Source organism: Shewanella mangrovi (genome assembly GCF_000753795.1).
Taxonomy (GTDB): domain Bacteria; phylum Pseudomonadota; class Gammaproteobacteria; order Enterobacterales; family Shewanellaceae; genus Shewanella; species Shewanella mangrovi.
Genome location: NZ_JPEO01000023.1, coordinates 30134 through 44431, shown reverse-complemented (window position 1 = coordinate 44431; position 14298 = coordinate 30134). Strand labels below are relative to the sequence as shown.

Annotated in this window: 10 protein-coding genes; 5 read left to right on the top strand and 5 right to left on the bottom strand. The window is 47.0% G+C overall.

The features are described from left to right. Positions 1 to 262 precede the first annotated feature (262 nt). From fadB to tusA, 3 genes are all read left to right on the top strand, one after another. Positions 263 to 2407: a fatty acid oxidation complex subunit alpha FadB gene (gene fadB / locus HR45_RS17590; protein WP_037445553.1), complete on the top strand. Its 2145-nt coding sequence runs from the start codon at positions 263 to 265 to the stop codon at positions 2405 to 2407. A 12-nt stretch (positions 2408 to 2419) separates the two neighbouring features. Further along, the gene (gene fadA / locus HR45_RS17585) at positions 2420 to 3586 is read left to right on the top strand and encodes an acetyl-CoA C-acyltransferase FadA (protein WP_037445552.1); all 1167 of its coding nucleotides are present in this window, start codon (positions 2420 to 2422) and stop codon (positions 3584 to 3586) included. A 152-nt stretch (positions 3587 to 3738) separates the two neighbouring features. Further along, positions 3739 to 3990 carry a sulfurtransferase TusA gene (gene tusA, locus HR45_RS17580; protein WP_037445550.1) on the top strand — a complete coding sequence of 84 codons (252 nt, stop codon included), beginning with the start codon at positions 3739 to 3741 and terminating at the stop codon, positions 3988 to 3990. Between the two features lie 387 nt (positions 3991 to 4377). On the opposite strand, the gene HR45_RS17575 is transcribed toward tusA, so the two are convergent. Then, positions 4378 to 4971 (bottom strand): DNA-3-methyladenine glycosylase I, encoded by a 594-nt coding sequence (locus HR45_RS17575; protein ID WP_037445548.1) that lies wholly within the window; start codon positions 4969 to 4971, stop codon positions 4378 to 4380. A gap of 106 nt (positions 4972 to 5077) precedes the next feature. On the opposite strand from HR45_RS17575, the gene glyQ reads away from it, so the two are divergent. After that, a complete protein-coding gene (gene glyQ / locus HR45_RS17570; RefSeq protein ID WP_037445578.1) occupies positions 5078 to 5983 on the top strand; it encodes a glycine--tRNA ligase subunit alpha in 906 nt (301 codons plus the stop codon). 11 nt (positions 5984 to 5994) lie between these two features. Further along, complete coding sequence (gene glyS, locus HR45_RS17565) at positions 5995 to 8064, top strand: glycine--tRNA ligase subunit beta (protein ID WP_037445546.1); 2070 nt, start codon at positions 5995 to 5997, stop codon at positions 8062 to 8064. 199 nt (positions 8065 to 8263) lie between these two features. Here the strand turns inward: glyS and gyrB are convergent, their stop codons facing one another. From gyrB to dnaA, 4 genes are read right to left on the bottom strand one after another with little or no spacing between them, the layout of a single operon-like run. Continuing rightward, positions 8264 to 10681, bottom strand: a complete 2418-nt coding sequence (gene gyrB / locus HR45_RS17560) for a DNA topoisomerase (ATP-hydrolyzing) subunit B (RefSeq protein ID WP_037445545.1) — start codon at positions 10679 to 10681, stop codon at positions 8264 to 8266. A gap of 16 nt (positions 10682 to 10697) precedes the next feature. Continuing rightward, on the bottom strand, positions 10698 to 11780 hold the full coding sequence (gene recF, locus HR45_RS17555; RefSeq protein ID WP_037445543.1) for a DNA replication/repair protein RecF: 1083 nt from the start codon (positions 11778 to 11780) through the stop codon (positions 10698 to 10700). Positions 11781 to 11795: 15 nt separating this feature from the next. Further along, entirely contained in the window at positions 11796 to 12896 is a 1101-nt protein-coding gene (gene dnaN, locus HR45_RS17550; RefSeq protein WP_037445542.1) for a DNA polymerase III subunit beta, read from the bottom strand. Positions 12897 to 12912: 16 nt separating this feature from the next. Continuing rightward, positions 12913 to 14298: a chromosomal replication initiator protein DnaA gene (gene dnaA, locus HR45_RS17545; protein WP_037445577.1), complete on the bottom strand. Its 1386-nt coding sequence runs from the start codon at positions 14296 to 14298 to the stop codon at positions 12913 to 12915.

The following is a 14298-nucleotide window of genomic DNA, read 5'->3' as shown; positions in this document are numbered from 1 at the left end:
TGCCTTTTACAATAACTTAGGTGCTACTTTAGCATTTTGAGGCACCATTAGACCAAGGTATAGAAGTTGCTAATCTACACCACAAAAATTATTTAAATCTTATTTTTCATAAAGTTAAACTAAATTCTTTTTCTCATTGCAAACAAATTAAAACAAGTGTTTAAATTGGTTATTGTAATTTGTCTAAATAACTCCCACACTAAAATCTCATCGTACCAGTTGCTCACTTGGCCATTGGCCATGCTCAAACGGAAGGTTGACCATGCTCTATCAAAGTTCAACGTTAAAGGTGTCGATAAACAACCAAATTGCGCATTTGCAGTTTGACCGCGAGCAAAGCGCTATTAATAAATTTGATCGACAAACCCTCAGTGATTTTGACCACGCGCTTGATGCCATTAGCGCAGCAACAGATATCCAAGGTTTACTGCTAAGTTCTAACAAAGACAGTTTTATTGTGGGTGCCGACATCACCGAATTTTTAGCCTTGTTTGCCGAGGAAGATGCCAAGCTGTATCAATGGCTGCAATCTGCCAATGCCATCTTCAATAAGCTCGAAGACTTACCCTTTCCTACTGTATGTGCCGTGAATAGCTTTGCATTGGGTGGAGGCTGCGAAACCGTACTCGCCACTGATTTTCGGGTCGCCAGTGAAGATGCACGTATCGGCCTTCCTGAAACCAAATTAGGCATTATTCCAGGCTTTGGTGGCACCGTCAGATTACCACGGCTAATTGGTGTAGATAACGCTATTGAACTCATCACCACCGCGAAAGAGTGTCGCAGTAATGAAGCGTTAGCACTAGGGCTCGTCGATGCGGTGGTGACCAAAGAACAACTCCTTTCGAGTGCCGAATCACTGTTGCAACTCGCCATCAATAACGACATTGATTGGCAACAACGACGCCAGCAGAAACAGCAGCCGTTATCACTAAGTCAGTTAGAGCAAACCATGTCGTTTAATGTTGCCAAAGGCTTAGTGTATGCCAAAGCAGGTAAGCACTACCCAGCACCAATGGCGGCGCTAATCGCAATAGAGAGAAGTGCTGCAGATGTGCGCGAGCAAGCCTTGGTAAACGAGCATCAAGCCTTTGTCAGTGTCGCCAAAACACCGACAGCGAAATCGCTAATTCAACTCTTCTTAAATGATCAACAGGTCAAATCCCTCGCCAAAAAGCAAGCTGGGCTTGCCAATAAAACTGCACACGCGGCTGTAATTGGTGCTGGTATTATGGGGGGCGGCATTGCCTACCAAAGCGCCTCAAAAAAAGTGCCAGTGGTGATGAAAGATATCGCCCCACAAGCCATTGAACTCGGTTTGAGCGAAGCCAGTAAGCTATTGCAAAAGCAGCTAGAGCGCGGTCGTATTACCGCCGACAAAATGGCAGGCGTACTCAATAGCATCACTCCATCACTGAGTTACGAGGCCATTCGTGACTGTGATGTGGTGGTTGAAGCTGTGGTTGAAAACCCTAAGGTCAAAGCTACTGTGCTGGCAGAAGTCGAGCAGCATGTCAGTGACGACACCATTATCACCTCCAACACCTCAACTATCTCCATCAACCAACTTGCTAAGACACTGCGAAAACCAGAACGCTTTTGCGGCATGCACTTTTTTAATCCGGTACACCGTATGCCATTGGTTGAAGTGATTAAGTCCGAGGTCACTTCAGATGAGACCGTTGCTACGGTAGTTAGTTACGCCACGCAGATGGGCAAGACGGCAATTGTGGTGAATGACTGCCCAGGCTTTTTCGTTAACCGCGTGTTGTTCCCCTATTTCGCCGGTTTCTGCCAATTGGTAGCCGATGGCGCCGACTACACCATGATCGACAAAGTGATGGAAAAAGTCTTCGGCTGGCCTATGGGGCCGGCTTATTTATTGGATGTGGTTGGTATCGATACCGCCCATCATGCACAGCAGGTAATGGCTGACGGCTTCCCTGAGCGGATGGCCGTGAGCTATGAAGATGCGATTCATAAACTGTTTAGTACTGGCAAATTTGGTCAAAAGACAGGTTCTGGTTTTTACTGCTATAGCAAAGATAAGCGTGGCAAAGTGGTAAAAGTGCCAGCAGCAACTCAAGCCGAACTCAGTGAAGCAACTCCAAAGAGTTTTACTGAAGACGAAATTATCGCGCGCGTGATGATCCCGATGATAAATGAAACCTTATTGTGTCTTGATGAGGGCATTGTACAGTCAGCAGCTGAAGCTGATTTAGCGCTAATTTATGGTCTGGGCTTTCCCCCATTTAGAGGAGGTGTATTCAGTTATCTCGAGCAGATGGGCTTATTTGAGTATCAACAATGGGCAAGAAAATACCAAGACTTGGGCTCACTGTATCGGGTGCCACAGCTGCTGCAAGACCGAATTGACAATAACCAAGCCTTTTATCACGGCGCATAAGGAGACGTAAAAATGGAACACGCAGTTATCGTTGATTGTTTACGTACCCCAATGGGCCGCTCGAAAGCTGGCATATTTCGCCATGCCCGCGCAGAAGATTTATCAGCCCACTTGATGAAAACCTTGCTGGAACGTCATCCCCAAATTGAGCCTACACAAGTAGAAGACATCATTTGGGGCTGCGTACAGCAAACGTTAGAGCAAGGTTTTAATATTGGCCGTAATGCAGCACTACTTGCTGGCTTGCCAAAATCCATTGCCGCAGTAACAGTAAATCGCTTGTGCGGCTCATCGATGGAGGCGCTACATCAAGCCACTAAATCCATCATGTGCGGCATGGGCGATATATTTATTATCGGTGGCGTCGAACATATGGGCCATGTGCCAATGTCACACGGTGTGGACATTCATCCAGGTCTTAGTAAACACATCGCCAAAGCTTCAGGTATGATGGGATTAACCGCTGAGTTATTAGCAAAGTTGCATGGCATATCGCGTGAGATGCAAGACCAGTTTGCACTACGTTCACACCAACGAGCCTATGAAGCGATGAGTTCTGGTAAGTTTGATAACGAGATAGCCGCTACGCTTGGTCACGATGATTTGGGTAATGTCAGTTTGTGCAAGCATGATCAAGTGATTCGTAGCGATGCTTCACTTGAAGCATTAGGTCAACTCAAGCCGGTATTTGATCCAGTTAACGGTACGGTAACCGCCGGTACGTCCTCTGCACTTTCAGATGGTGCCGCCGCTATGCTAGTGATGGCAGAATCAAAGGCCAAAGCGCTCGGTTTACCGATTATGGCTCGGGTGAAGTCACTGGCCGTTGGCGGTTGTGACCCAGCAATTATGGGTTATGGTCCTGTACCTGCCACTAAAAAGGCGTTGTTTCGCGCCAAGCTCTCTATCGAAGATATTGACCTCGTTGAACTCAACGAAGCTTTTGCTGCGCAGTCTTTACCTTGTGTTAAGGATTTAGGTTTGATGGAGCACTTAGAGACTAAGGTAAACTTACACGGTGGAGCTATTGCGCTTGGACATCCTTTAGGATGTTCTGGTGCCCGCATCTCCACCACCCTGTTGCACTTAATGCAGCAGCGCGATGCGACTCTAGGTTTGGCAACTATGTGTATCGGTTTCGGCCAAGGTATCAGTACTATTTTTGAAAGGGTGGATTAACCGGTACAGATAAACGCCTAAATCTAAGCAAAGGGGACTCCATTTGAAGTCCCCTTTTTGTTTCACGTGAAACATTAAAATTTGCAGCTGCATTATCTTCACTAGCGGGATAAAATATAGTGGTTAGATAGTTCAGCAAAGAGAAGTAACAGATGTCATCTACAACCGAATTTGAAAATGCTAATGCCACTTTAGATGCTTTAGGCTTACGCTGCCCAGAGCCAATTATGATGATCCGCAAACAAGTACGGCATATGAATGACGGTGAAACTTTATTGGTAATTGCTGATGACCCTGCAACAACACGCGACATTCCAGGCTTCTGTGAATTTATGGATCACACGCTGGTAACTTCGCAAACTGAAGAATTGCCTTTTCAATATCTAATCAAGAAAGGTCTTTGAGCTCAATCCTTCATAGCTAGACATTTACTACAGAAAATTTTTCTGCACGATTTATTCTGCTGAACAATCCTATTTGTTTTGGCAGCGATGAATAGCAACAAGTAATTTCGCTCTTATTTGGAAATTTATAGTTGCTTAATCTGAACTTACCAATTCGCACCGAGCATTAGAACCACTGCAGTATCAACCAAGCGACAACCCAATATTCTTGAGTATGAATGTAGACGAATAACACCATTTACATCAAACGGCTAGCATCTATCCAGATCCGTCAAATTCAAAAATCTTAGCGTTAGGAATATCAAAAAATCTATTAAATTCTGCGGGCAAAGATACCGCCAACAGCAACAGATTTCACGTAGCGACGTATTTGCACTTACTGCCCCATCACTTGAATGTTTCACGTGAAACATCACAACAGGATTTATAACAAAAACAACCTGTTAAGTGATCATTTACCATGCCAACGGCTTGCATAAAGGCGTAGCAGATAGTCGGACCACAGAAATTAAAGCCCATTTTTTTCAGAGCCTTAGACATTGCGACGGATTCCTCAGTCTGTGCAGGCACATCCGTCATTTGACTAAAATGATTTACCTTGGGACTACCACCAACAAAACTCCATAAGAATTCGCTAAAACTCTCACCCCGCAGCTCCATTGCCAAATACGCTTTGGCATTACCAATGATGGAACGAATTTTAGCTCGGTTGCGGATAATACCGCTGTCCAGCATTAACTCCTCTACTCGCGAATCATCAAACTTGGCAATTTCACTGGGCACAAAATTCGCAAACGCTTGGTAGTAATTCTGCTGCCGTTTAAGAATAGTGATCCAACTAAGCCCAGCTTGCTGACCATCGAGACACAACTTGGCAAACAACTCTAAGTTGTCATACACAGGCCTCCCCCACACTTCATCGTGATATTGCTGATACACAGCATCTGCTGATACCCAACCGCAACGTGTGACCTTATCCATCGCAAACTCCAGTAAATTCGCCCTTTGCGGCAAAATTAACCTACATAACCAGTGACCTACAAGGTATAATCGAAAACATTTTCTATCAATGGCTGATACAGTAGACATGACGAGCAAGTATGACGTTAAAACCTTTCAAGGTTTTATCCTGACGTTACAGGATTACTGGGCACAGCAAGGCTGTGCGATTGTCCAACCGCTGGACATGGAAGTGGGTGCCGGTACGTTCCATCCACAAACTTTCTTACGTTCTCTCGGCCCAGAGCCAATGAGCAGCGCTTATGTCCAGCCTTCACGTCGCCCGACCGACGGCCGCTACGGCGAAAACCCTAACCGTCTGCAGCACTACTACCAATTCCAAGTAGTGCTGAAGCCTTCTCCAGATAATATCCAAGAGCTGTATTTGGGCTCACTCAAAGCGCTGGGTATCGACCCTACCGTGCACGACATTCGCTTTGTTGAAGACAACTGGGAATCACCAACGCTTGGCGCTTGGGGTCTTGGCTGGGAAGTGTGGTTGAACGGCATGGAAGTGACTCAGTTCACTTACTTCCAGCAAGTGGGTGGTTTGGAATGTAGCCCAGTAACCGGTGAAATCACTTACGGCTTAGAACGTCTGGCAATGTATATTCAAGGCGTTGATAGTGTTTACGATTTGGTGTGGACTGACGGCCCATTAGGCAAAATCACTTACGGTGACGTATTCCATCAAAACGAAGTTGAACAGTCGACTTACAACTTTGAACACGCCGATGTGGACTTCCTATTTGGCATGTTCGACCAATGTGAAAAAGCCTGTAATCACTTATTGGGCTTAGAAAAGCCATTACCTCTGCCCGCTTACGAGCAAGTAATGAAAGCCTCACACGCATTCAACCTGTTGGATGCCCGCCACGCCATCTCAGTGACCGAACGCCAACGTTATATTCTACGTGTACGCACCATGGCTAAAGGTGTGGCTGAAGCCTACTATCAAGCGCGTGAAGCCCTTGGCTTCCCAATGTGTAAGTGAGGACTAGCAGTATGAAATTTGAAAACTTACTCGTTGAGATTGGTACTGAAGAGCTGCCACCAAAAGCACTGCGCACCTTGGCAGAATCATTTTTGGCGAGCTTCAACGAAGAGCTAAACAAAGCCGAGCTGCCATACACCGCAGCCAAATGGTTTGCCGCGCCACGTCGCTTAGCGATTTATATCGAACAACTGGCAACCGCACAGCAAGACAAAGTGGTTGAGAAGCGCGGTCCATCAGTGCAAGCCGCATTTGATGCCGACGGAAACCCAACCAAAGCCGCCCAAGGCTGGGCTCGTGGTAACGGCATTGAAGTCGCCGATGCTGAACGTCTAGCAACCGACAAAGGCGAATGGCTGGTGTATCACGCCAAAGTCACCGGCGTTGCGACCACCAGCTTGATCCCTGCGTTTGTGCAAACTGCGCTGGATAAACTGCCTATTCCTAAACGCATGCGTTGGGGTGCTAATACCGCCCAATTTATCCGTCCAGTACACAGCATCACTATGTTACTGGGTGATGCCGTAGTTGAAGGCAGCATTCTTGGAATTGAATCAGCCCGCACTATTCGCGGTCACCGCTTTATGGGTGAAGCAAGCTTTGAGCTAGCACATGCGGATGATTACCTGAAAAATCTGCTGGCACGCGGCAAAGTGATGGCTGATTACGAACAACGTAAAGCAATCATCAAAGCTGACGCTGAAGCTGCAGCGGCAAAGTTGGGGGGCACCGCCGATATCAATGAAGATCTGCTTGAAGAAGTCGCTTCTTTGGTGGAATGGCCTGTGGTACTGACCGCGTCTTTCGAAGAAAAATTCTTGCAAGTACCAGCTGAAGCGCTGGTATATACCATGAAAGGCGACCAAAAATACTTCCCAGTCTTTGATGCCGCAGGCAAGTTGATGCCTAACTTCATCTTCGTGGCAAACATCGAGTCTAAAGATCCGCAGCAAATCATCGCCGGTAACGAAAAAGTGGTTCGCCCACGTTTGGCTGACGCTGAATTCTTCTTTAATACCGATAAAAAACAAACACTTGAATCACGCATTGCCAGCTTGGGTACCGTAGTATTCCAAAAACAACTGGGCACGCTGAAAGACCGTGTTGAACGTATTGCTGATGTAGCGGGTTTCATCGCAGAAAGCTTGGGCTCTGACGGCACTGATGCAAAACGTGCTGGCTTGCTGTCAAAAACCGATTTGATGACCAACATGGTGATGGAGTTTACCGACACCCAAGGAACCATGGGCATGCACTATGCGCGTCTAGACGGTGAAACTGAAGCGGTTGCCGTTGCGTTGGAAGAGCAATACAAACCACGTTTCTCAGGCGACAGCGTACCTACAGCGATCACCTCATGCGCTGTTGCGCTGGCAGAGAAACTGGATACGCTGACAGGTATTTTCGGTATCGGCCAAGCACCAAAAGGCGCTGCGGATCCATTCGCACTGCGTCGTGCCGCAATTGGTACACTGCGTATCATCGTAGAAAACAAATTGAATTTGGATCTGCGTGACGTGGTAGCCAAAGCGATTGCTACTCACGGTGACAACCTGACGAACGCCAATGCTGCTGATGAAGTAGTTGAGTTCTTAATGGGCCGTTTCCGCGCTTGGTATCAAGATAAAGGCGTTGCGACGGACGTTATCCTGTCGGTACTGGCACGTTACCCAACTAAACCGGCAGATTTTGATGCACGTATCTACGCGGTAAGCCACTTCCGAACACTGGAGCCCGCGTTGGCCTTAGCTGCAGCCAACAAACGTGTATCGAACATTCTGGCCAAAGTGGATGGTGAGCTGCCAAGCGATATCAACCCTGCGCTGTTGCAAGAAGCCGCTGAAACCGCGTTAAACGATGCGTTGAACGCGCTGGCACCACAATTGGCGCCATTATTCGAACAAGGTGAATACCAAGCCGCCCTGACCTTACTGGCTGGCCTGCGTGAAGCAGTAGATAACTTCTTCGAACACGTGATGGTAATGGCTGATGATGCCGCGCTGCGTAATAACCGTTTGGCACTGTTGAACAAGCTGCAAGGCCTGTTCCTCAAAGTTGCGGATATTTCACTGCTGCAATAAGCTGAGTGTCGTTAAGCTTGTCGTAACCTAACAAACAAGCTTAACCAAAACACAAAACGCGCCGAACTCGGCTAAGAGCGGCGCGTTTTTTTATACCCGCTTATCGTAAACACTAACGCAAGATCACTGTGAAACAGGCAATAAAAAAGGAAGGCATTGCCTTCCTTTTTTATTTAAATCAGTAACTAACCGATTACGATTAAACGTCTAAGTTCGCCACATTAAGCGCATTAGACTCAATAAATTCACGACGAGGTTCAACAGCATCCCCCATCAGGGTGTTGAACAATTGGTCTGCCGCAATTGCATCCTCAACCGTTACTTGCAGCATACGACGCGCTTCTGGATCCATGGTAGTTTCCCACAACTGCTCGGGGTTCATCTCACCTAGACCTTTATAGCGCTGAATGTACACGCCTCGTTTTGATTCAGCCACCAGCCATTCCAATGCTTCAGCAAAGGTGCTCACGTCTTTCTTACGCTCGCCACGCTGAACATAGCCACCTTCTTCAATCAAACCGTCAAGCTGCTCGCCCAATGCGGCAATCTTGCCGTAATCACCAGAATGGAAGAAGTCATAGCTAAACAGATAGTGCGTATCAATACCGTGCTTACGTACAGTCAGCTTAGGCAGATAGACACCACGTTCCGGCTCAAGTGTTGGCGATAGCTTATAAAGAACACCACTAGCTTCACGATTTTCTAGGTCTTCCAGCAAAGCTTTACACCAAGCAACCATCGCGCCTTCGTCAGCCAACATCTCGGCGGTCACACGTGGATGATAGATCATGCGGTCAGTAACGTTATCAGGGAAGCGTTTTTCCAAGCGCTCAACCACACTTTCAACTTCACGATACTGATGAACCAGTTTTTCCATTGCTGCGCCAGCAATCGCAGGCGCATCTTTAGATGGATAAATACGACCACCATCCAACGCTTGGTTGGTCAGGTATTCAGTCAATGCCGGTTCATCTTTCAAATACTGCTCTTGCTTACCTTTTTTCACTTTAAACAGTGGTGGCTGGGCAATATAAACGTAACCGCGTTCCACCAACTCCGGCATTTGACGGAAGAAGAAGGTCAACAGCAGCGTACGAATGTGCGAGCCGTCAACGTCAGCATCGGTCATGATGATGATGTTGTGATAACGGGTTTTATCTGGATCGTATTCGTCACGGCCGATACCACAACCCAGTGCGGTGATCAGCGCAGCCACTTCTTGTGAAGACAGCATCTTGTCGAAGCGGGCTTTTTCTACGTTGAGAATTTTACCTTTCAACGGCAGAATCGCTTGATTCTTGCGGTTACGGCCTTGTTTAGCACTACCGCCCGCAGAGTCCCCTTCCACAATGTAGATTTCAGAAAGACCTGGGTCTTTCTCTTGGCAATCCGCCAGCTTACCTGGCAAACCACCTAAGTCTAACGCGCCTTTACGGCGTGTCATTTCACGTGCTTTACGCGCTGCTTCACGAGCACGAGCTGCATCGATAATCTTTGATACAATCAAACGTGCTTCGTTCGGATTTTCCAACAGGTAATCATTCAGCTTTTCTGCCATGGTTTGTTCTACGGCAGATTTCACTTCGCTTGATACCAGTTTATCTTTGGTTTGCGAGCTGAATTTTGGATCCGGTACTTTCACCGAAATAACCGCCGTCAAACCTTCACGGGCATCATCACCGGTAGCACTGGTTTTGTTCTTCTTGTTGTAACCTTCAGCTTCCATGTAGTTGTTGAGGTTACGGGTCAACGCCGCACGGAAACCAGCTAAGTGGGTACCACCATCGCGTTGCGGAATGTTGTTGGTGAAACAGAGAATGTTTTCCTGAAAACCGTCATTCCACTGCATAGCGACTTCAACGGTAATGCCATCTTCACGATCTTGCGAGAAATGGAAAATGTCCTTGTTTACCGGCGTCTTGTTAACGTTCAAGTAGTCAACAAAGGCTTTGATACCACCTTCGTAGTGGAAGAATTCATCGCGCTGATCGCGTTCATCAACCAAGCGGATGCCAACACCTGAGTTCAGGAATGACAATTCACGGACGCGCTTAGCCAGAATTTCATAGTGGAACTCAACATCAGTGAAGGTTTCTTTGCTCGGCCAAAAACGGATTTCAGTACCAGTTTTATCAGTATCGCCTACCGCTTCAATTGGCGCTTTTGGCTCACCATGATTGTAGAACTGCTCATATTTATGGCCATCACGGCAAATCGTTAATTTAAGCTTTTCTGACAGCGCGTTTACCACCGATACACCCACGCCGTGCAAACCGCCGGAAACTTTATAAGAGTTGTCGTCAAACTTACCACCGGCGTGCAGTACGGTCATAATCACCTGTGCAGCCGATACACCTTCTTCTGGGTGAAGAGCTACCGGAATACCGCGCCCATCGTCTTTTACTGACACTGAGCCATCGAGATGAATAGTGATAGTGATATCGCTACAGTAACCCGCCAAGGCCTCATCGATGGAGTTATCTACTACCTCAAATACCATGTGGTGCAAACCGGTACCGTCATCAGTATCACCAATGTACATACCTGGTCTTTTCCGTACGGCGTCCAGGCCTTTGAGCACCTTAATACTCGAAGAATCATAACTGTTATTTGACATATTATTCTCTCGTTGGCTATTCAATGACCTTCACTTCCCCCCGCTCCACGCGGAACGTCCTGTCAGGCGGGAAGTTCAAAGAATCCGATATAGCAGCAGGATCGATAGCAGTGACAAATACTTGCGCATTGGTTTCTACTAACTCCTGCAGCAATAATTTTCGATGTTGTTTATCTAGCTCTGACGGCAAGTCATCCACCAGATAGATGCTGTTTTTGTTTAACTGCTGCTGGAGCAGCTTTCCCTGTGCTATTCGCAAAGCACAGACCAACAGCTTCAATTGACCACGGGATAAAGCGTCCTGTGCAGGTAGAGTCCCCACACGTAAACGTAAGTCCGCTTTATGCGGTCCGCTGACAGTAAACCCCATTGCTAAATCACGCTCATATTGCGTCTGTAATAGCTCGGCAAAGTCAGTTTTACTGTCCCAGCCTTGAGTGAAGGAAACCCGCACTTCAACCTGTGGTAAAAACCCTCCGATTATACCCTTAAGTTGCTCATTTAACGAGTCTACGTAGTGTTTTCGTATCTCGGTTACCGCAGTGGAATATCGTAAGAATTCCTTATCCCAAAAGGCGATCTGCTGATAACTGGCTTTATCTCTAAGTAGTTGATTGCGCTGTTTTAAAATACGGCGAACATTCATCCAATTAAGATAAAAGCTAGGATCGGAATGGAACGCGCCCCAATCGATAAACTGGCGCCGCGCTTTTGGTCCTTCAAACAGCAGTGCAAAACTCTCAGGTGTGATCAATTGAATCGGTAATGCTTCAGCCAATAAAGACAGCTTTTTGATGCGTTCGCCGTCCATGCGCACTTCGGTATCACCATTACGAAAGCGGCGTAACCCAAGCTTGTGTTCTTCGTCACCCGCCGCTAAACGGGAAAAGAGCTGCAGCTTATCTTCGCCCTCTTGAATCACGCGCTGCGCGAGATGACTGCGAAATGAGCGGCCTAACCCAAGGAAATGAATGGCTTCCAACAGACTGGTTTTACCGCTGCCGTTATGGCCATAAATGAGATTCAGCCCATTGCCAGGCGACAATTGGGCTGAATGGATGTTGCGAAAACTCTCAACATGCAGCTGTTGAATAATCATTAAGGCGCGTTAGCCCTACAGACGCATGGGCATGACCACGTACATAGAATCTTCTTCAACGTGGTTTTCAATTAGTGCACTGGAGTTACCGTCAGACAGCGTAATCCGTACATCGTCAGACTTAAGGCTGTTGAGTACGTCGAGCAGATAAGAGACGTTAAAGCCAATTTCGAGCGATGGACCACTGTATTCAACATCCACAATCTCTTCTGCTTCTTCCTGCTCAGGGTTATTGGCATTGATCTTCAATAAAGAATCAGACAACTGAATGCGCACGCCACGGAATTTCTCATTAGAGAGAATAGAGGCCCGCAACAAGGATTGTTTAAGTGAGTTGCGGCTGGCAATCACCACCTTATCGCCACCTTTAGGCAATACGCGACGATAATCAGGGAAACGCCCGTCTACTAGCTTACTGGTTAATACTGCACTTGCAGTTGTCGCGCGAATCGCGTTTTCACCAATGGCAAGTGCTATCGATTGATCGTCGCTATCCAATAACCGCGACAGCTCTACTACGCCTTTACGAGGCACAATCACTTGGTTTTCAGCTAAATTAGCCTCAATTGAACGATGGCTTAAGGCTAAACGGTGACCATCAGTCGCTACCGCGCGTAAGACACTACCCTCAGTTTCAAGTAATAAACCATTGAGGTAATAACGCACGTCTTGGTTGGCCATAGAGAACTGCGTCGCTTCAATCAACGACTTCAGCAGTCCCTGGCTCAAACTCAACTCGATATTAGGTTGGAAGCTTTCAACGTTTGGGTATTCTTCCGCAGGCAGCGTTGCCAAGGTGAAGCGGCTGCGGCCACTGCGCAACAACCATTTATTTTCCTGTTGCTCGACATTAACTTCGCTGTGATCAGGTAATGACTTCACAATATCGAGTAACTTCTTCGCTGGTACGGTAGTACGCCCTTCTTGAATATCCCCCGTGATTGGCGCCGAGCCAACCAATTCGACTTCTAAATCAGTACCAGTCAACTTGAGTGAGTGACCACTTACTTCCACAAGAACATTAGAAAGAATGGGCAGATTATGACGTCGTTCAACTGCACCTGATACTAGTTGCAACGGTTTGAGCAACTCATCCCTTTCAATAGAAAATTTCATTGTGTAGATCCCTGATTTAAGAAGATAAGGTTCTGATCAAGTTCGCGTAATCTTCTTTGATGTCGTGGCTTTCTTCACGCAGCTGCGCAATCTTGCGGCACGCATGAAGCACGGTTGTATGGTCTCGACCACCAAAAGCATCGCCAATTTCCGGCAAACTTTGGTTAGTCAATTCCTTAGACAACGCCATTGCCATTTGCCGTGGACGGGCAACACTGCGGGAGCGGCGCTTAGATAGCATATCTGCCATCTTAATCTTGTAATATTCAGCCACTGTTTTCTGAATATTATCTATAGTGACTAATTTTTCTTGCAGAGCCAAGAGGTCACGTAACGCTTCGCGCACAAAATCGATAGTTATTGGTCGACCGGTGAAGTTTGCGTTAGCAATCACACGGTTAAGAGCGCCTTCAAGTTCACGCACATTAGAACGCAAACGCTTAGCGATAAAGAACGCTACCTCATCTGGCAGAGTAATGCCGTTTTCTAACGCTTTACGCATCAAAATCGCTACACGGGTTTCCAGCTCTGGCGGTTCAATCGCTACCGTTAAGCCCCAACCGAAACGCGATTTCAGTCGATCCTCCACCCCATCGATCTCCTTGGGATAGCGGTCTGACGTCAGAATGATCTGATGATTACCTTCTAACAGCGCGTTAAAGGTATGGAAAAACTCTTCCTGCGAGCGATCTTTATTGGCAAAGAATTGAATATCATCGATAAACAAGGCATCAACGCTACGATAGTAACGTTTAAAATCTTCAATGGCATTGTTCTGCAGCGCTTTTACCATATCTTGTACAAAACGCTCAGAATGCATATACACCACTTTTGCATTCGGCTTATTTTTCAAAATGCCATTACCGACGGCATGCAATAAGTGGGTTTTACCTAGGCCGGTGCCACCATAAAGAAATAGCGGGTTATAGGCGCCACCGGGATTTTCGGACACCTGCAGCGCAGCGGCCTTACCTAATTGGTTCGATTTACCTTCGACAAAGTTATCAAACTGATAGGTAGGATTAATATTGCTGCGATAACCATGTTCAACCACAGGTTCATCTGCGGCAAACGAGCTTGAAGATGGAGCTGGCGCTTTCACCGCGACACCTTTAGACGCTCGAGCTGGCGCGGTCGCTACAACCGGCTTAACAACAGGTCGACTGCCGATATCAAAACGCAACTTTGGTGCATCATTCCCCAATTGCTCAGTGAAAAACTGGTTGATCAAGTTGAGATATTTATCTCTCACCCAATCCAGCACGAAGCGATTTGGCGCATACAATACTAGCGTTTCACCATCCATTTCAGCTTGCAGTGGACGGATCCACATACTGAAATGCTGCGCTGAAAGCTCATCCTGCAGCCTGCCAATGCATTGTTGCCAAAGAGAAACTGTCAC